This window comes from Sinomonas sp. ASV322, assembly GCF_030908245.1.
Lineage (GTDB): Bacteria > Actinomycetota > Actinomycetes > Actinomycetales > Micrococcaceae > Sinomonas.
In genome coordinates this window covers 589-19,673 of the sequence record NZ_JAVFJJ010000021.1, presented here as the reverse complement: position 1 = coordinate 19,673, position 19,085 = coordinate 589, and the positions used below count along the sequence as shown (strand labels likewise).

Sequence of the window (19,085 nt, the reverse complement as noted above, 5' to 3'; positions counted from 1 at the left end):
TTGTCTCGTGCGCTTCGGGGCCCGCAGTTCCCGGGCCGGTGGGGCGCGTGGCCTCGGCCGTCATGACGCCGCCACCACCCGCGCGGCGGCGATCTCTTCGCGCAGCGGCCTCCACCACGCGACGAGACGTCTGAGCCCCTCGTCGAGCGGCATCTGGGCCCGGAAGCCGAGGTCTCGCGAGGCCGCAGCAGTGTCGGCGAGCCGGCGCGTGACCGCGTTGACCTTCCGCTCGGGGCCGAATTCGACCGAGAGGTTCGAGTCCATCGCCGCGAGGAGTGCGACGGCGAGAGCCAGCAGGCTCGTCTCGGTTCCGCTCGCGACGTTGTAGACGCCCTCGCGCACCGCGGACTCGGCCGCGTAGATGTTGGCCCGCGCGACGTCGGTCGTGTAGACGAAGTCCATCGTCTGCTCGCCGTTGCCGTACACGAGCGGCGGCCGCCCGTCCGCGATGCGCTCCATCCAGCGGACGAGGACTTCGGTGTAGAGGCCGTGCACGTCCATGCGCGGCCCGTAGACGTTGAAGTACCGCAGCGCCACGTAGTCGAGCCCGTACATCGCCCGGTAGCTGCGGGCGAGGCCCTCGTTGAAGCTCTTGGCGGCGCCATAGAGCGTGTCGTTGTTGTGGTGGTGATGGATCTCCCGGGTCGGGAACTCGTCCGCGGCGCCGTAGACGGACGCACTCGAGGCCAGGACGACCTTGTCGACGGCGTGCTGGCTCGCGGCCTCGAGCACGGTGAACGTCCCGTCGACGAGGACTTCGAGCGCGAGCCGCGGCTCCTCCGCGCACTGCGTGATGCGGATGGCCGCCTGGTGGAACACGAGGTCCTTCCCGACGGTCGCGTCGTGGACGGCGTCCCGGTTGCGCAGATCTGCCTCGATGAGGCGCACGCGGCCCGTCGCGAGCGCGTGGTCGAGGTTCGCGAGGCGTCCTCGCGTGAGATTGTCGAGCACGTCGACATGGTCGACGCCCGCGTCGAGGAGCTGGTCCACGATCGTCGAGCCGATCGTCCCGGCCCCGCCGGTCACGAGCACATGGGCTCCCGCCAAGACTGTCACGCTCCCGCCTCCTGCCTGAGCTCACCCGAGAGCGAACTCCCCTCGAGCTCGATCGATGCCTGTGCGCCTCCCGCTTGGAGGCTGCGGCTCGTGGCCTCGAGCACGCCGAGGACCCTGAGGGCCGAGGTCCCGCTCGTCGCCGATGGCCGGCCCGCCGTGATGGATGCCGCGAACTCGGCCACCATCTGTCCGAGGGCCTCGCGTTCCGGCAGGGCAGGCGACCACGTGTCGCCCAGGCGGTACGAGATGGCGGCGTCGCGCCGGTCTGTCCCGTTGCGCGAACTGTGGTTCCCGTGCTTCGGAAGCTGGACGCCGCGGTCGTACACGCTGAGCCGCTGCTGCGGATTGAGGTCGTCCCACACGAGCGTGCGCCGCGTGCCGCCGACGACCATCTGCCGGATCTTCGTCGGGCTCAGCCAGTTGACGTGGATGTGGGCCATCGCTCCATCGGGCAGATCAAAGGAGAGGTGGCCCACGCAATCGTGCCCCGTTCCGAGCGGGTCGGCGCCGTGCGCCGAGACCGCCTCCGGGGTCAGCCCATCGGGCAGGATGAAGTCGAGGATCGAGAGGTCGTGCGGGGCGAGGTCCCAGAAGACGTCCACGTCCGGCTGGACAAGCCCGAGGTTGATCCGCACCGAGTCCACGTACAGGATGTCGCCGAGCTCGCCCCCGAGGAGCAGCTCCCGCATCTTCTGCACGGCCGGCGTGTAGCAGTACGTGTGGTCCGCCATGAGCACGAGCCCGCGCTCGCCGGCGATCCGCACCATGTCCGCGCCCTTGTCCCAGCGGTCGGCGAGGGGCTTCTCGACGAGCACGTGCTTGCCGGCCCCGAGGGCCGTGAGCGCCACACCGTGGTGCGTCCTCGCGGGCGTCGCGATGGCGACGGCGTCGACGTCGACCGTGTCGAGCGCCTCGTCGAGCGAGCCGAAGGCCCGCGCGCCGTAGAGGCCCGCGAGCGCCGCGGCGCGGTCGAGGTCGAGGTCGCAGACCGCCCTCAGGTCCCATTCCTCGGAGCGATGGAAGTTCCGCGCGAGGTTAGGCCCCCAGTAGCCGGCCCCGACGACGGCGACGCCAAGCGGAGCGCCGGGGATTCGGCTCCCCGGGCTCCCGGCGCCCGATCCCCGGAATGGGATGAGCGAATGCGGGTCTGGCATAGCCTCTCCTCTCGGCAGGTGCGATGCGGTCTGCGACACTGTGCAGCGGCCGGATCAGTAGGCCCCGACCGGGGCGATGACGGCGCGGAACGTGCGCCACAGGATCATGAGGTCGCCCATGATCGACCAGTTCTCGACGTAGTAGAGGTCGAGGCGGACCGAGTCGTCCCAGTCGAGGTCCGAGCGGCCGCTGATCTGCCACAGGCCCGTGATCCCGGGCTTGATGAGCATCCGGCGGCGCGTGAAGCGCTCGTATTCGCCGACCTCCCGTGCGAGCGGCGGCCGCGGCCCGACGAGGCTCATCTGGCCCTTGAGGACGTTGACGAACTGGGGCAGCTCGTCGAGCGAGTACTTCCGCATCCACTTTCCGCAGCGGGTCACCCGGGGATCGTCCTTGACCTTGAACAGCACTCCCGCGCCCTCGTTGTCGGAGGCCAGCGCGTCGAGCTTCTTCTCGGCGTCCTTGACCATCGAGCGGAACTTGAGCATCGCGAACGGCAGCCCGTCCTTGCCGATGCGCTCCTGCCGGAACAGGATCGGTCCCGGGGAGTCGAAGTGCACGATGAGCGCGAGGGCCGCGAGCAGGGGGGCGAGGACCGCGAGGGCGGCCCCGGCGAGCACGAGGTCCATCGCGCGCTTCACGACGTGCTTCGCGCCCGTGTAGTGCGGGAGGTCGACCTCCATGAGCGGGAGGCCCTGGACGGGCCGCCAGTGGATGCGCGGCCCCGCGACGTTCGTGAGAGAGGACGCTAGGACGAGCTCGGCGTCGTGCTGCTCGAGGTTCCAGCCGAGTTCGCGAACGTACTTGTTCCCGCCCGGGACCGGCCCGGCGATGATCACCGCGGCGGCCTTCTTGAGCGCGACCGTCCGGACGACGTCGTCCGTCGAGCTCAGCACGGGAAGCCGGTTGCCGTCGACGGTGAGCGACTGCCCGCGGCGCCCGCCCGGGAGGATCGCGCCGAGCACGTTGTAGGGGGCGCCTTCGCTCGCGGCGATGCGGCGCACGACGTACCGCACGTCGTCGGCCTCTCCGACGACGACGGCGGGGGTCAGGTAGAGCCCGATGTGCCGCTGGCGGTTCAGCCAGCGGCGGCTGCCCCAGCGGAGCGCGAGGAGCCCGACGAGGCCGCTGCCGAAGACGACGACGGCGACGCGCGCGGGAAGCCAGTTGACGACGGAGAGCGCCGGGAGCGAGTCCCCGAGGAGAAGCACCGCGATCGCGAGGACCGCGAAGAACTGGAACGACGCGGCGACCACCCGGCGGTACTCCTCGGCGCCGATGCCGAGGACCGAAACCTCCCGGGTGCCGTACAGGCCGAGCACGAGGGGCCAGAGCCCGACGACGACGGCGAGTGCCCCCGCGGTCTGCGGCCTTGCGTCGCCGAAGACGAGGCCTGCCGTCGCCGCGGCGAGGACGACGGTCGTGTCGGCACCCCACAGGTAGACGGCGTAGCGCCTGGGCCACGCCTGGGCCTTGGCGGAGCGGGCGATGCGCGCCGCGGAGTTCCCGAGCCCCACGGCAGACCAGAGGCGCGGCGCCCATGACGAGATCGAATGCGTTACCTGCTGCTGCGTGCCGACCGACATGACAGCTCCTCGGATTCCCCATTCGGGACCCGCGTGATTGCCGGTCCCTCCCGCCAACCAGTACAGACCTCGCGGAACGGCAAATCACCAGTAGTCGGTACCCGAGCTTTCTCGGCCTCTACGGGGGCGAACCCTTGGCGAGTACGCAAGCAGGCCACCAAGTACCACGCGTACACTGCGCAGTCGGCTTTTCGGGGGCACCGGCACTACTCGCCGGGACGGTGTCTTCCCTCGTCAGGGGCAGGTGAAGCGCACACGGCCACTCAGGGCCGGATCACTCGCGGATCACTCGTCGACGGCGTCCCGGAGCTCGTCGCGGCTGCGGATTCCGAGCTTCGCGTAGCTGCGGTGGAGGTGGCCCTCGACGGTACGCACCGAGAGGTGGAGCTCGTCGGCGATCTGGCGGTCGCTCAGGCCTTCGACGGCGAGGTCCACGACGTCCTGCTCGCGCCGGCTGAGTCGCAGGGAGGAGAGGATCGCCTCTTCCTTCTCGCCGGCCTCGCCGGATCCGGGCAGGCCCTCGCACGTGCGTGCCAGGGCGCCCGCGTGCCGGGCCGCCGCCCGGTCGCCGTCCAGGTCGAAGCAGCCGGCTGCCCGCGCGTACGCGGCCCTAGCCCGCCGGAACATCCCGAGCCCATGGAAGAGCTCTCCGGCCGCGAGGTAGCCCTCGGCGTTGTCGGTGGCCTCCGCGCGGGCCCACGCCCCCCACGCGCCCGCCCACGGCCCTTCCGCCGAGCCCGCGAGGTCGGCGCCGCGGCCGTTCGCGTCAGCGGCCCCCAGCTCGAACGCGAGGATGCGCGCTACGAGCTCCCAGCCGGGACGGCCCGCGGCACGATTTTCCTCGGCGATCGCCTCGAGGGCGGGAAGCCCGGCGCCCGGTTCGACCAGCTCGAGGGCCCCGGCACGATGCATCGCGGCGAGGTCACGCAGGTCGGCGCTCCCGAGCCCCGCCGTCGCCTCGGCCCGCGCGAGATGCTGGCGGGCCGCTGTCGCGTTTCCGGCCCCCGCCGCGGCACGCGCCGCGATCGCGGAGGCGACGCCGAGGAGCTGGAGCGGGTCCGCGAGCTCGAGGTTCTCGACGACGTCGCGCAGGATGGACTCGGCCTCGGGCTCCCGGCCCTGCCGTACGAGCGCGAACGCCCTCGCGCAATAGAGGCCGGGCCCAAAGACGACGATCGAGCGCAGGTGGGTATTCGGATAGGCCGTGAGGACGCCGTCGACGCTCGACCAGTCCCCCGCCAGGAGCGACGCGACGAGATACCGCACGAGCCCGCGCTCCTCGAACGGGAAGTGTTCGTCGTCGAGGTCCGGGTCGGAGAGCGCGAGCCCCGCGGTGCGGGCCGAGGCATCGAAATGCCCCGCGGCGCATTGCACGGCGGAGTCGAGCACGAGCCAGAGGTTCCGCTCGATCGCGGGGGCCGCGATCGCGTGCGGGAGCTTCCCGTCCTGGTCGAGCGCCGCACTGACCGCGACGAAGTCCGCGCGTTCGGCGGCGGCGAGGGCACGGATGAGCCGGGCCCTGCGCAGGACGGCGTCCCTCGCGCCCGGGCCGTACGGGACGCCGCCGGATCCCGTGCGCCGGTCCACGCCGGCGGCGGCCTTCTCGAGATCCGCGACGTCGTCCTCGACCTGTGAGAGCTCCCCGAGGGCGAGCCGCGCCGTGAACTTGACGAGGGTTCCCGCGAGCACATCCTGCACGTCGGACGCCACGGCCGGGCCCGAGGAGACGGCGGAGAGGGCCGCCGACGGGTCGCCGAGGTTGAGGTGGGCGCGGGCGACGATGCCGCGCGCGAGCGACCGCTCCGCCGCCCGGTCCACGAGCGACGCCGCGCGGAGGCCGAGCTCATTCCGGAAGCTGCGCACCGCGGCGGCCGCGCCGCGGACGAGTTCCGCGGCGGGGAGGGTCGCGCCCGTGTCGAGGGCGAGTTCGAGGAGGCGCAGCTCGTTGGCCGGCTGCCGGAGCTCGTCGCCGCCGAGCGCGAGCGCGCGCCGGTAGAGATGCAGCCGCCGGGTCGCCGACGTCATGCGACGCACGGCGTCCGCTTCGAGCGCATGCCGGATGCACAGCCCGTCGGCACCCTCGACGAACCAGCCGAGGTCCGTCAGCCGGTCGAGGATCTCGCGGTCCGCGAGCACGCGTGCGGCGGAGCGCGGGAGGGGCTCGGTGAGGGCGACGAGGATGAGCAGGTCCCGCTCGGGGGGGGCGAGGGCCTCCATGCTGCTGCGCACGGACTCGGCGAGGGCGTCGCCGCTGCTCGAGAACGCGCCCGTGAGGAGCCAGATGCCGCGCTTGCGCACGAGAGTCCCGGCCGCGACCGATTCGTCGATGAGTGAGAGGAGGTGGAGCGGATTGCCGCCGCTGAGGCCGTGCAGCACCCCAGCAGCCGTGACCGAGAGGCTTCCCCCGAGGTGTTCTTGGGCCGCGGCCTTGCTCTCGGCGAGGCCGAGGGGCGCGAGCTCGACGCGTTCGGCGATCCCGTCGTGCCACATGTCGAGGAAGTCCCGCGGGAGCCCGCCCCGCGTCGTCGCCGCTGCGAGGAGCCTGACCCACGACGACGCGACCGCCTCCGCGATGAGGCCCGCCGAGCCGTCGTCGAGATCCTGCGCGTCGTCGACGACGAGGACGATCGGCCGCTCGGCCTCGCCCGAGCGGCGGTGCAGCTCAGCCCACAGCGCGCGCAGGACGCCGATGCGGTCCTGGACCTCTTCGGGAGCGAGCTTCGGGAGGCATTCGATGAGGGCCGCGTACATGACGGACCGCAGGCTCCGGCCCGTGCTGATCTCGAGCACCTCGACGTCGTTCCCGAGCGAGCCCACGACGGCGTCGAGGACGTGGGTCTTGCCCGAGCCGCCCTCCCCCACGACGAGGACGGCGCCGGCACCCTCCCGGCGCAGCGCGTCGGTTGCGGCGGCCGCGATGTCCCGCCGCGTCGTCTCGACGAGGGACTGGATCCCCGCCTTCTCCGCCAACGTCACCCCCATGCTCCCCAGCACCGTCAGACCAGCCCGTCGAGCCCGCTCCGCGAGGAGACCCCGAGTTTCATGAACACCTGGTACAGGTGCCCCTCGACCGTTCGCACCGAGACGCCCACGGCGTCGGCGATGTCGCGGTTCGATGCGCCCGAGGCCGCCATGACCGCGATCTGCCGCTCACGCTCGGTGAGGACGGGTGCCGGGACCTGGGGCACGAGCGGGAGCGTCGGCAGGATCCGAGTGAGCCGGTCGAGCCGCGTCTGTGCCCGGCCGGCGGCGGCAGATTCGCCGCGGTCGCGCGCGAAATCGAGGGCAAGGGCCGCGCAGCGGGCTTCGACCGCGTCGAGCTCCATCTCGTAGGCGAACTCGGCCGCGTCGAGAAGCGCCTCGGCGTCCTTGCGCCGCGACGCCGCCGCGACCGCGGCCATGAGGTGCGCGAGCGGTCCCTGGCGCCGGTGCCCGAGCCGCTCGATCCACAGGAACTCGCGATCGGTGCCCGGGATGCTCGCCCCGAAAACCCTGATGCCGGCCGCGGACATGCGGCCCGCGGCCTCGTCTTCCTCGGCACGGCCGAGGAGCAGCTCGGCGGCGCCGGGCTCGCCGAGCCAGCGACGCGCCATGCCTTCGCAGAACTCCGAGATGAACGCAAAGAGCCATGGCGCGAGGGCCTCGCAGCCGGCCGCACGTTCGAGGAAGGTCGAGGCCTCGCCCGAGTCGCCGACCTGCGCGTAGGCGAAGGCCGTCGTCGCGTAGGCCGCACGGAGAGCGTTCCTTGCCGGGAATTCCTCGAGCTGGGCGACGGCGTTGAGGGCGGGCTCGAGCGCGGACCCGCCCCGGCCGGCCATGACGTAGGCCATCGCGAGGAAGAGCTCGGCGATCCCGCCGCGCAGGCTCAGCCGCCGGCCGCCCCGGTCCACGTAGCCCTCGAAGAGGTCGACGCAGCGCTTCCAATCTCCGTTGGCGATCCACACGAAGAACGCCGCGGTGAGGTAGGCGTCGTCGTCCGGGTGCTGGGCCGATGCCAGGCCCATGGGACCGAAGCCGAAGGCGGACATGAGGGCCGCCGCATCCGCCTCGCGCCCGCACGCGGCCCAGGCCTGGGCGAGCAGGAGCGAGGCCTCGCGCCGGAATTCCTCGCTCGAGCCCGTCCGGCGGGACGCGGCCTCGAGGGCGTCGAGGACGGGGGCGAAGTCGCCCCGGAACGCGTGCATGCGGTACTCGGCGAGGTCGAGGACCTCGGCAGCGCCGCGGAGCTCGGAGGCGTCGGCCTCCTCGCGGAGAGCGAGCGAGTCCCACGCGACGTGGAGCGGTTCGCGGGCCTCGCCCCGCTCCGGGAGCCACGCGAGGAGCTCGGACTTCGCGGCCGCGTGCCGGGCTAGGTCCGCGGGGCCGAGCTCGTCGAGCCGGGCGCGAGGCACCGAATCGAGCACCGTGAGGGCCTCGTCGCGCCGTTCGAGGAGCGAGAGCGCGGCCGCGCGCTGGAATGCGGCCTCGACGACGGCGTGCCCGTCGTGCTCGCCCGCGCGGTCGAGCAGGTCGAGGGCGCGGCGCGGCTCGAACAGGGCGATCGCGGCGCGCGCGGCGTGGACGACGAGGTCCGCGTTCGCGGTGCCGCCGACCCCGAGCGTCCACTCGACGTAGGAGACGAGGTCTTCGCGGTCGAGCCCGGACTCCTCGGCGGCCCCGCCAAGCGACGTGAGCGACGCGAGCTCGCGGTGCCGATCGGGCCCGAGCCGCTCGCGCACGAGCTCGGCCATGCGCGGCTCGCGCAGGTACGCGCAGCGGTGCTCGCTCGCGTCGACGGCGATCAGTGCGCGGTCCTCCATGTCGACGAGCACCTCGGAACCGAAAAGCCCGGCGAGTCCCGCGATAGGGACCCGCCGGGCCACGGCGAGGTGCTCGATGACCTCGCGGACGTCCTGCGGCTCGCGGGCCCACCGGGCACGGATGATCTCGTCCGTGCCGCTTCCCTGCTCCGGTTCGACCGCGCCGTCGAGCGTCCACACCCCGCCCCGCCGGTGGAGATTGCCCGTCGCCCGCTCGCGGCGCACGATGCCCTGCACCGCGGAGGGGTTCCCGCCGCACGCGTGGTGCAGCTCCCCCACCGCCGAGGACGCGACGCGCCCCTCGACGAGGGTCGAGACGAGGAGCCGGGTCTCGGGAATCCCAATCCCCCGGAGCGGCACCTCCGCGAGCCGGCTCCGCCGGACGAGCCGCAGGAAGTCGGCAGGAAGGTCCGTCGCGCGCTGGGCGACCGCGAGGAGCTTGGCCGTGCCGCTCAGGAGCAGATGGAGGAGGACGCCGATGCTTCCCTCGTCGAGGACCCCCGAGAATTCGACGACGAGCACCGCGGGATGCCCCCCGGAGTCTTCGCGCAGCATGCGTTCGACGGCGAGCATGAGGCCCGTGGGCGACGACGACGCCCCCTTGGGCAGGCGCGCGAGGAGCGCGCCGAGGCACGCATAGTCCGACGTCGGTCCGGTCGTCGAGGTGCGCAGGCGCAGCGGGTAGATCTCGGAGCCGAGCGAATTCAGGACGGCACTCGCGAGAAAGGACTTCCCGACGCCGGGAGGGCCCGTGACGACCGTGCCGAGAGAGTGGCGATCCGTGAGGGCCTGGACTGCCGCGTCGAGTTCGCCCTGACGGACGAGCATTGCCCAGCGGAGGCGATCCGCCTGCCGTTCGGCTGATTCAGGCGACGGCTTGACGGTCCGTCGCGGCAGCACCGAGACGGCAGAATCCCTCAGCATGTCATGCCTCCCCCCGGTGGCGGCTGCGACACGCCGCCCGAGTTCAGGCATAGCGTACGCCGAAGTGGGTCCTGCGCAACAGGGAACCGTGAGTCCTACTATCGGGACCTCCCGGCGGGAGGAGATTTCCCCTAGCAAGGCCCTACGGAGGCCCTCGAACGCCGCGGCGACGTCCGCCGAACTGCGAGTCAGACGCCAGCCTGGCGCGCCGCATCCTCGGCCGCGACCCACGCGATCATCGCGCACTTGACGCGCGCGACATACCGCGAGACACCCTCGAACGCCGCCGCGTCTCCCAGGACGTCGGGGTCGCCGAGGACCTTCCCGCGCGAGCGCACCATGTCCCGGAACGCGTCGACGAGCTCGTGGAACTCTTCCGCCGTCGTCCCCTCGGCGAGATCGTGCAGAACCGACGCCGAGGCCATCGAGATGGAGCAGCCGTGCCCCTCCCAGCGCAGGCTCGCGATCGTCCCGTCTCGGGCCTCGACCCGGACCGTGACCTCGTCGCCGCACACCGGGTTGAGCTGATGGGATTCGCCGTGGGCCGGGCTCTCGGCATCCGCGGGCCGGGCCTCGAAGCCGCTTCCGTGGCGCTCCTTCGAGTGCTCGAGGATGACCTGCTGGTAGAGGGAGTCAAGGCTCATCGGGCGGCCCTTGCGCTCGCCCCGAAGTAGCGGCGCACCTCGGCGAGGCCCGCGAGGAATGCGTCCACGTCGGCCTCGGTCGTGTAGAGGTACGCGCTCGCCCGCGTCGACGCCGTGAGGCCGAGGCGACGGTGGAGCGGCTGGGCGCAGTGGTGGCCCACGCGCACGGCGATGCCGAGGCTGTCGAGGTACTGGCCGACGTCGTGCGCGTGCACGCCGTCCACGTCGAACGCCGCGAGCCCGAAGCGCGCGTGCCCGTACCACTCCTCGCCGGGCGCAGGCCCGAGGAGCCGCACGCCGTCGACCGCGGCGATGCCTTCGGCGAGGCGCGCGCCGAGCACGGCCTCGCGCGCCGCAATCCGCGCCATCCCGGTCTCGCGGAGGTAGTCGACCGCGGCGGAGAGCGCGACGGCCTGGGAGATTCGCTGGGTCCCGGCCTCGAACCGTTGGGGCGCCGGGAGGTATTCGGCGCGCTCCATCGTGACGGTCGTGATCATGGATCCGCCCACCAGGAACGGCGGGAGCGCGTCGAGCAGCTCGGCGCGCCCGTAGAGGGCGCCGATTCCCGTCGGGGCGAGCATCTTGTGCCCGGAGAAGGCTGCGAAATCGACGTCGAGGGCCTTGACGTCGACCGGCATGTGGGGCGCGGACTGGCATGCGTCGAGGACCACGAGGGCGTCCGCGCGGCGTGCGAGCGCCACGAGCTCCTCGACCGGGCTCACACTGCCGAGCACGTTCGAGGCGTGCGAGAACGCGACGACGCGCGTGCGGGGGCCGATGATGCGGGCCGCCTCCGCGAGGTCGAGCCGGCCGTCGTCGTCGATCGGAATGTGGCGAAGGGCCGCGCCCGTGCGGAAAGCGAGCTCCTGCCACGGGATGAGGTTGGCGTGGTGTTCGAGCTCGGTCACGACGATCTCGTCGCCCGGGCCGAGGGCGAAGCGCCGCACCTCGTCGCCGCCGCGGCCTCGTGCGGCCCAGACGCTCGCGTTCGAGAGCGCGTACGCGACGAGGTTGAGGGCCTCCGTCGCGTTGGACGTCCAGACGAGCTCCTCGGGCTCGGCGCCGACGAAGGCCGCGACGTTCGCCCGGGCGTCCTCGTAGGCGTCCGTCGCCCGCACCGCGAGCTCGTGGGCACCGCGGTGCACGGCGGCATTCCGCGTCTCGTAGAAGTCCTGCTCGGCCTCGAGCACGCTGCGGGGCTTCTGCGACGTCGCGCCCGAGTCGAGGTAGACGAGCGGGTGCCCGTTGACCTCCTGGCTGAGCGCCGGGAAGTCGTGGCGGATGCGCTCGGCCTCGGCGTCGTCGATTTCTGCGCCCGCGGGCAGGCGGAGGGTCGCCGGAATGCTGACGAGGGCCACGGTGGCGGGCTCCTTCTCACAGTCTGGGAATTACGTAACGGCTTTATGCCGGAATCCATTCTCCCACGACTGCGGGTGGGCCTGTCACGTCCCCGGGTCCGAGGCTCGGATCCGGGACAAGGCAAACAGCGCCGTATCGCTGAGCGACAGCGAGGAAGGAGTCGCGAAGTCCCCGGGCACCAAGAAGAGCCGGCGACGGCTGGGGGAGGAACCTTGGTCTCGGGGAGGTTCCGTCGTCGCCGGCTCAGTCCTTGGAAGGCCACCCTCGGGGCCTGCGCCGAGTGCCGGCTGCACTGCCGGCTCTGCCCTTAACGATCCCACGCGCGGGGCCCGAGAACATGAGTGGAGACTACGTGATTGCGGTTGGCGCCCCGGTCGGCCACTACTTGCTGCGCGGCGCGGTGTACTCATTCTCAGGAGCGAGCCCGACGGCGGAGGAAAGCTGCTCCCTGCTGCTCACCCCGAGCTTCGAATAGGCGCGGTAGAGATGGCCCTCGACCGTGCGGACCGAGACGGTCAGGCGGTCCGCAATGTCGCGGTCGCTCAGGCCGCTGATCGCGAGCGCGACGATCTGACGCTCACGGCGTGTGAGCTCGCCCGCGGACGCGGACGGCTGGGGCTGCACCTCGGTTTCCCCGAGCTCCGCCTCGCACGCCCGCTGCCCCTCCCATACGGCCCGCGCCTCGTTGCGGGCCGGGGTGTTCTCGAGCAGCGCGAACGCCTCGGCGTAGCACTCTCGCGCGAGCCGGGGGTAGAGCGCGCTGCGGAGTGCATCGGCTGCCGAGCGGAGGGAGTCCGCGCTGCCCTCGGCGAACGCGGCCCCGAGGAGGACGGCCGCCTCGGCCCACTCCCCCTCCATGGGCCACGCGACCCCGAGGAGCTCGTCGAGCCGGTCCCGCTGGCCGGCCTCGAACCACAGGAAGAGCGCCTGGAGGCACACATCGCGCCGGGCCCCGCGGGTCGCGGCGTCGATGATCGTCTCGAACACGGCCATCGAATGCTCATCGGGCTCGATCGCGCACGTGGCGGCGGCCTCGAAGAGCTCCGCGATGGGGCGGACGATCGACGCCGAGACCCGCCCCCGGTTCCTCGAGTCCTCGAGGAAGTCGGCGGCCTGGCCCCAATCGCCGAGCTTTGCGGCGCAGTAGGCTGCGGCCGCCGCGCAGAGGCGGAAAACGTGCTGGGCATCGCTCACGCGGAGCTCCTCGAGCGTCGGCTCGAGGATCGCGAGGGCCGGCCCGAATCGGCCCTGCCGCAAAAGCGCGAGCCCCCGCGCGCACTGGAGCGTCGCCGTGAACTGGAACGACGCCTCTTCGAGCGGCGGGGCGGCGAAGCGCACCGGAATGGACTCGACGGCGTCCCACTGCCCGGCCGTCACGCCCGCATACACATACCGGAGGGCGGCGAACTCGGAGAGGCACCCCGTGAACTCGGTCGGGGCGAGCAGCTCGATCGCGCGCGCCGCGTCGGTCATGCTCTCGAGGAGGAGCCCGCGGCAGGCAAGGACCTCGGCCTCGAGCGCCGCGGCCACCCCGCGCTCCACCGCCGAGCGCTCGGTCGCCTCGGCCCCGCGCCACGCGGCGAGGCCCACTTCGAGGCCCGCGTAGTCACCCGTGAGGGAGAGGTACACGAGGCGCAGGAGATCCCAGGGGCCGCCGCCGCCCTCGGCCGCGAGGCGTCGGATGTCTCGCGCGATCTCGTCGTGCGGATGCCCGAGGGTGTCTCGGCTGTAGAGCCACAGGAGGCCTGAGGCGAGGACCCCTTCGGCGTCGAGCTCGCGGGTGGGCTCAAGGAGCTCGACGGCGTCGGCGTGGTGGTTCCTGCTGTAGGCGACGAGGCCGCGGACGAGCCGCGCGTCGGCCGCGTGCTCGGGCGAGCGGACCTCGTCGACGGCCCGGAGGGCTAGTGAATTCTCCCCGAGCCGAGCCGCGAGCTGGGCGGCTCGGAGATAGGTCGTGTCATCGAGCTGGAGTCCGCAGCCGAGCGCCCACGAGACGGCGCACAGGAGGCCGTCCGCCGTCGCGAGCTGGCGCGCGCGATGCTCCGTCGCGAGCTGCTGGAGCCAGAGCGAGCGGCTCAGCGGAATGAGCTGATAGATCGCGTCCCCGTACACGACGTGCCGCAGCCGCAGCGAGCCGTCCGCTCCCGTGGGAGGCTGCACGAGGCGCTTCGCGACGAGGCTGCGCACGACGTCGGCCCCGAACTGCCCCTCGACGAGGCCTAGCGCGGCGGGCTGCGCGACTGCGACGAGCATGAGCGCCTCGCGCTCCTCGGACGAGAGTCGCTGGAGCTGGTCGCGGACGAGCCCCACGAGGCCGTCTCCACGCCGCTCGAGCTCGGATGCGAGGACCCACGTGCCGCGCTGCTCGATGAGGGCCCCCGCACGCCTCGCCTCGTCCATGAGGCAGCGCAGGAGCAGGGGATTGCCTTGGGAGTCGCGCCAGAGACGCCGCGCCGTGGACGGCAGGACCCGGCTGCCCAACGTGGCCTCGAGGAAGCTCGTCGCCTCGGCCTCCGTGAACGGCTCGAGGTCGAGGCGTTCGGCACCTCCATCGATCCACAGCTGCATGAGCGGGGGCGGGAGCAGGGCGCCGTCCGGGGACGTCACGAGGGCCTGGGCCCAGCCCGCGCCGACGAGCTCCGCGATGACCTCGGCACTCAGCGCGTCGATCGAGTGGGCGTCGTCGATCACGAGGATGAGGCTGCCCTCGCTCTCATTCCTGAGCTCCTCGACCCGGCGCCAGAACGCCCTAAGAACGGCGATCCGCGAGCCGGCCTGCTGGGTCGGCAGGCCGCCCAGGAACGGGGCGAGCACGCCGTAGGGCACGCGCTGGAGCGACGGGCTTCCGTGGATCTCGAACGTCTCGGCGTAGTCGGAGAGCTCCTCGCGGACGGCCGCGACGAGGGCCGACTTCCCCACGCCTGTCTCCCCGAGGAGCAGGACCGCGGGTACGCGACTGCGCAGCATGGCCGCGCACCGGGCGGTCTCGCGCTCGCGCCCGATGAGGAGCGCGCCCTGCGGCCCTCGGGCCATCACAGGAGTCCGCCGAGCTCGGCGCGGGACGTGATCCCCAGCTTCGAGAACACCTGGTACAGATGGCCTTCGACCGTTCGCACAGAAAGCCCCATCTCCTCGGCAATCGTTCGGTTCGACTCGCCGCGCGCCGCGAGGACTGCGACCTCGCGCTCCCTCGCGGTGAGCAGCGGACCGAGGCTTTGGGGCACCACCGGGAGCACCTCGACCAGGCCCGTGAGCCGGTCGAGCCTCGCCTGCAGGATGCGCGCGGAGCGGACGTCGCCCGTGTCCCGGGCAATGTCGAGGGCGACGGCGGTGCAGCGCGACTCGAGCGTGTCGAGTTCGAGCCCCGCGGACAGATCGGAAGCGGCGACGAGGTCCGGAAGGCTGCGCAGGCGGGTTCCGCGCGCGAGCCTCCGCCCGAGTTCTGCGAGGGCCCCTTGGCGGTGTTCGCACACCTCCTCGAGGAGCGCGAGCTCGTCGAGGCCCGCGTCCACCGTGGCACCGACGAGCTTGATGCCGGCCATCGTCCACCGGCCCGCTCGGATGTCCTCGCGCGCGGCCTCCACGAGGCGCGCTGCGGCGCCACGCTCGCCGATCCATCGGCGGGCCATGTCGGCGCAGAACTCCATCGACGCGGCGACCGAATAGCTGCAGGGCCACACCCAGCCTTCGACCTTGTCGAGATAGGTGCGCGCCGCCGCGGCGTCCCCCTGTTGGGCGAACGCAAACGCCGCCGCGGCGTACGCGCAGCCCAGGTACGGGCGGCCGCGGCCCTGTTCGAGCTGGACGATCGCCGCAAGGAGCAGCGAAAGGGCCTCGGAGCCGCGGCCCGCGTAGACGAGGGCAACTCCGGCCGCGAGCTCATACTTGGCGCCTTCGATGCGCAGGCTCGGGACGGTCGTGTGGCCGGCCGAGCGGACGAGCGCGAGGCACTGGCGCCAATGCCCGTTGTAGAGGAGCACGTCGAACGCCCGGTCCGCGAACTCGTGCCGCACGCGTGCGGTCCCGGCGGGGCCGCCGAGCTCGCTCGAGACCCGGTGGAGCGTCGCGAGCGCCTCGTCCTCGCGCCCGAGCATGACTTGGGCCTGCATGAGGAGGCACGCGGCCCTCAGGCGGAGCTCATCGTCCCAGCCCGGAGCGCCGGCCGCGGCGAGCTCGAGGCGTTCGAGGATCGGCGCGAAATCGCCCCTCGCTGCGGCGTCGGTGAACTCGACAAGCTCGAGCATCGCCATCGCGTGCCGGACCTCGTCGTCGTCCACGTCGCTCAGGCCCGAGGTCACGAGGAGCCGCGTGCGCGATTCGACAATGAGCGCGGGCACTTCGGCGCTCCGCCCCGGCGTCGAGCGCTTGACGGCGGCGAGGGACTCGACAAACGCGGCAAAGTCCACGGGCGAAAGCGCGGCGAGCTCATCCTCGGAGACCTGCTCGAGGAAGGCATGCGCCTGGATGGGGAGGCCGAGGGAGAGGTGCGCGTTGGCGCGGAGCCGCTGCACGGTAGCCCACAGCGCGCACACGTGCGGGAGACCCTCGAGGCAGTCGAGCGCGAAGCGCGGGTCGTTGAGCTTGAGCGCCGCGATGGCCGCGGCGATCGCGTGGGCCGCCGGGAGCACGGTCTGGCATTCGCGTGTCCAGGCCGCGTAGCCGAGGAGCTCGACGACGCCGAGCGTCGCGAGCGGGGGCTCCTCGGGGCCGATCACGAGCGCGCGCAGCTCGCGCCGTCGCGGAATGCTCAGCCACCCGCGGACCACGTCGGCCATGACCGGGTCCGCGAGCGAAACCGAGTGTCGGTCTGCGTCCTCGACCTGGATGAGGCCGGATTCGTCCATCGCGGCGACCGTCGAGACGCCGAAGACCGCCGTGAGTCGATCGAGGGGAAGCCTGCGGGCGCACGCGAGCGCCTCGATTCCCGTCTGCACCTCGGGAGGCTCGCGCTCGACGCGGGTGCGGACGACGTCGTCGATCTCGCGGCTGCGGGCCGACTCGGCGTCGTCGGCGAGGGTCCAGACCCCATCGGTCGAGCGCAGCTGCTCGGAGAGGAGGAAGTCCCCCACGATCCGATAGAGGATCTCGGGGTTGCCGTGGGCCATCGCGTGGAGCATCTGGGCAACGGTCCTCGGCACGATTCCACCAAGGGCTTCCCGAAGCACGTCCTCGGTCTTCTCCGAGGGTACGAGATCGAGCTGGATCTCGCGGATGCGCTGTTCCGTGAGCATCCAGTGGAAGTCCTCAGGGAGGTCGCTCGTGCGGTTGGCGACGACGATGACCTTCGCCGTGCCGGTCATCATGAGGTTGACGAGCGTCGCCGTGCTCAGCTCGTCGAGCCCGCCGGGTGTTTCGAGGGCGATGACGGCCGGACGGCCGTCCGCGTCTTCGCGCAGGGTCTCCATGATCCCGCGCATCGTTGCGCTGGGACTTTCGAGGTCCTCGTCGGGGAGGCGGGCCAGGAGCGGGGCGAGCGCACCGTACGGCGTCTCGGTGCCCACCATCGTGCTGCGCAGGGTCTGTGCGTAGATGTCCGGGGCGAGCGAGCGGACGAGCGCCGTCTGGAACGCGCCTTTGCCGATGTCCCGCTCGCCCGTGATCACGACGCCGTAGCTGTGGGAGTCCCGGAGCGCGTCCTGTGCGGTACGGAGTTCGTCGGTGCGGACATTCCGGGCCCACTGGACCCGGTCAGCAGAGAATGACCGAGCGCCGGTCTGACGGCGCTCGGAGACACCACTAGTCCACCGCATAGCCCCTCCCCATATGGCCTCCGCGCATGCAGTGTGCACAAGATACCCCTTCTCCGGGACACTCCGGCAGGGTCTGTCGCCAAATCCGTTCCACGTGAGGCGGATATGACCCACTTGAGGGACGAATTGGGTCACATTTGTGACGCCGAGGACGCGAGGGGAGCTCAGGCCTTGGCGGGGTGGTGCTTCTGCTGGGCGGTCAGGAGGCCGTCCCGCACGAGGAGTTCGACGGCGTCGGCGGCCTCCGAGAGGACGAACGGAAGGTCCTTGCGCTCGGCGGTGGAGAAGTCGCGGAGCACGTGGTCGGCGGCGTCCATGCGTCCCGGTGGGCGGCCGACGCCGACCCGCACGCGGTAGTAGTCCTTCGTGCCGAGCGCCTTCGTGATGTCCCGGAGGCCGTTGTGCCCGCCCTCTCCCCCGCCCAGCTTGAGCCGCACGGCGTCGAACGGGACGTCGAGCTCGTCGTGAATGACGACGACGTGATCCGGCACGATCCCGAAGAACTTCGCCGCGCCGGAGACCGGCCCGCCGGATTCGTTCATGTACGTGACGGGCTTCGCGAGGACGACGCGCGGCCCGCCGATGCCGAAGCGCCCCTCGAGCACCATGGCGCGCGAGCGGTGCGACGAGAAGGACCCGCCGATCCGGCCGGCGAGCTCATCGAGGACCATCTGGCCCACGTTGTGCCGGTTCCCGCTGTACTTCGGGCCGGGGTTGCCGAGGCCGACGATGAGCCAGGTCTCTGCCATCAGGGTCGATGCTCCTTGGGGACGTGTATGGGCGGGTAAGGGCGGGGTGAAATGCGGACGCCGACCGCACGGGACGGCGAACGCAACGCAGAAGGCGGCCCGCCCCACCGGGGACGGGCCGCCTGAGGTTCTGCCAGCAGGCTACTACCTGCTTACTCCGCCGCCTCGGCAGACGCCTCGGCGCCCTCGGCCGCGGTCTCCTCCGCCGCAGCGACGGCCTCGGAGATGTTGACGACGATCGTCTCGGCCTCGGTCACGAGGACGACGTTCTTCGGGAGCTCGACGTCGGACGCGTGGACGTGCTGGCCCGCCTCGCGGCCCTCGATGCTCACCTCGAGCGCGGACGGGAGGTGGGTCGCCTCGGCCTCCACCGTCACGGTCACGGCCTCCTGGTTCACGACGGTACCCGGAGCGGCCTCGCCGGCGAGGTGCACGGGGACGTCAACCTGGACCTTCTCGCCACGACGGACCGTGAGGAGGTCGATGTGCTCGATGATCTGGCGGACCGGGTCGCGCTGGATGTCCTTGACGAGCGCGAGGTGCTCCGTGCCCTCGACGTCAAGCGTCAGGAGGGCGTTCGCGACGCGCACGGCGAGCGTCGTCTCGCGGCCCGGGAGGTTGACGTGCAGCGGCTCGGCACCGTGGCCGTAGATGACTGCGGGGATCTTGCCGGCGGCGCGGGCGCGGCGGGCATAGCCCTTGCCGAACTCGGTGCGCTTCTGGACGGCGAGCTTCTCGCTCATAACAATGCTCCTTCATGGTCTTGTGTGGCCTGGCGCGAGGGCGGCCCACAACCGGCCCGCACACCTCGAGCGCCGCAAGTGCGCCGCAGAAGGAGTCTCAGACCCAGTCGATCACGGCTCTGCGCGTCCCATGAGCATCAGCCCACGGAGCGGCGCAGTCCCTCGCCAAGGTTCGCCGTCCATCCTACCAGAGGGTCCCCGCCCCGTGCGCCGTCACCTCCTCGTTCAGGGGTCACCTCCCGCGGGTCCCCCACCGTTCAGGGGTCACCACCCGCGGGTCCCCCACCGTTCAGGGGTCACCACCCGCGGGTCCCCCACCG

11 protein-coding genes are annotated in these 19,085 nt (G+C 71.9%); all 11 read right to left on the bottom strand.

The window, feature by feature from the left end; all coding sequences use genetic code 11:
• Positions 1-60 precede the first annotated feature (60 nt).
• The gene (locus RBS12_RS18620; RefSeq protein WP_307967652.1) at positions 61-1,056 is read right to left on the bottom strand and encodes an NAD-dependent epimerase/dehydratase family protein; all 996 of its coding nucleotides are present in this window, start codon (positions 1,054-1,056) and stop codon (positions 61-63) included.
• Positions 1,053-2,210, bottom strand: a complete 1,158-nt coding sequence (locus RBS12_RS18615; RefSeq protein ID WP_307967651.1) for a Gfo/Idh/MocA family oxidoreductase — start codon at positions 2,208-2,210, stop codon at positions 1,053-1,055. The genes RBS12_RS18620 and RBS12_RS18615 overlap by 4 nt, the downstream gene beginning before the upstream one ends.
• Before the next feature lie 54 nt (positions 2,211-2,264).
• Positions 2,265-3,797 carry a sugar transferase gene (locus tag RBS12_RS18610; protein ID WP_307967650.1) on the bottom strand — a complete coding sequence of 511 codons (1,533 nt, stop codon included), beginning with the start codon at positions 3,795-3,797 and terminating at the stop codon, positions 2,265-2,267.
• 285 nt (positions 3,798-4,082) lie between these two features.
• On the bottom strand, positions 4,083-6,773 hold the full coding sequence (locus tag RBS12_RS18605; RefSeq protein WP_307967649.1) for a LuxR C-terminal-related transcriptional regulator: 2,691 nt from the start codon (positions 6,771-6,773) through the stop codon (positions 4,083-4,085).
• A gap of 20 nt (positions 6,774-6,793) precedes the next feature.
• Complete coding sequence (locus RBS12_RS18600) at positions 6,794-9,520, bottom strand: LuxR C-terminal-related transcriptional regulator (protein WP_307967648.1); 2,727 nt, start codon at positions 9,518-9,520, stop codon at positions 6,794-6,796.
• Between the two features lie 188 nt (positions 9,521-9,708).
• Positions 9,709-10,164, bottom strand: a complete 456-nt coding sequence (gene sufU / locus RBS12_RS18595) for a Fe-S cluster assembly sulfur transfer protein SufU (RefSeq protein WP_307967647.1) — start codon at positions 10,162-10,164, stop codon at positions 9,709-9,711.
• A complete protein-coding gene (locus RBS12_RS18590) occupies positions 10,161-11,522 on the bottom strand; it encodes a SufS family cysteine desulfurase (protein ID WP_307967646.1) in 1,362 nt (453 codons plus the stop codon). Before RBS12_RS18590 ends, sufU begins: the two co-directional genes overlap by 4 nt.
• 382 nt (positions 11,523-11,904) lie before the next feature.
• Positions 11,905-14,556 carry a LuxR C-terminal-related transcriptional regulator gene (locus tag RBS12_RS18585; protein WP_307967645.1) on the bottom strand — a complete coding sequence of 884 codons (2,652 nt, stop codon included), beginning with the start codon at positions 14,554-14,556 and terminating at the stop codon, positions 11,905-11,907.
• Positions 14,556-17,273 (bottom strand): LuxR C-terminal-related transcriptional regulator, encoded by a 2,718-nt coding sequence (locus RBS12_RS18580; RefSeq protein WP_307967644.1) that lies wholly within the window; start codon positions 17,271-17,273, stop codon positions 14,556-14,558. Before RBS12_RS18580 ends, RBS12_RS18585 begins: the two co-directional genes overlap by 1 nt.
• Positions 17,274-17,437: 164 nt before the next feature.
• A complete protein-coding gene (gene pth, locus RBS12_RS18575) occupies positions 17,438-18,022 on the bottom strand; it encodes an aminoacyl-tRNA hydrolase (protein WP_307967643.1) in 585 nt (194 codons plus the stop codon).
• A 152-nt stretch (positions 18,023-18,174) separates the two neighbouring features.
• Positions 18,175-18,765: a 50S ribosomal protein L25/general stress protein Ctc gene (locus tag RBS12_RS18570; RefSeq protein ID WP_307967642.1), complete on the bottom strand. Its 591-nt coding sequence runs from the start codon at positions 18,763-18,765 to the stop codon at positions 18,175-18,177.
• Positions 18,766-19,085 lie beyond the last annotated feature (320 nt).

What these genes read in the sequence shown, in the direction of transcription:
- RBS12_RS18615 (WP_307967651.1), bottom strand. Translation starts at nt 2,210, where the DNA reads ATGCCAGACCCGCATTCGCTCATCCCATTCCGGGGATCGGGCGCCGGG.
- RBS12_RS18610 (WP_307967650.1), bottom strand. Translation starts at nt 3,797, where the DNA reads ATGTCGGTCGGCACGCAGCAGCAGGTAACGCATTCGATCTCGTCATGG.
- RBS12_RS18600 (WP_307967648.1), bottom strand. Translation starts at nt 9,520, where the DNA reads ATGCTGAGGGATTCTGCCGTCTCGGTGCTGCCGCGACGGACCGTCAAG.
- sufU (WP_307967647.1), bottom strand. Translation starts at nt 10,164, where the DNA reads ATGAGCCTTGACTCCCTCTACCAGCAGGTCATCCTCGAGCACTCGAAG.
- RBS12_RS18585 (WP_307967645.1), bottom strand. Translation starts at nt 14,556, where the DNA reads ATGGCCCGAGGGCCGCAGGGCGCGCTCCTCATCGGGCGCGAGCGCGAG.
- RBS12_RS18580 (WP_307967644.1), bottom strand. Translation starts at nt 17,273, where the DNA reads ATGCGGTGGACTAGTGGTGTCTCCGAGCGCCGTCAGACCGGCGCTCGG.
- pth (WP_307967643.1), bottom strand. Translation starts at nt 18,022, where the DNA reads ATGGCAGAGACCTGGCTCATCGTCGGCCTCGGCAACCCCGGCCCGAAG.
- RBS12_RS18570 (WP_307967642.1), bottom strand. Translation starts at nt 18,765, where the DNA reads ATGAGCGAGAAGCTCGCCGTCCAGAAGCGCACCGAGTTCGGCAAGGGC.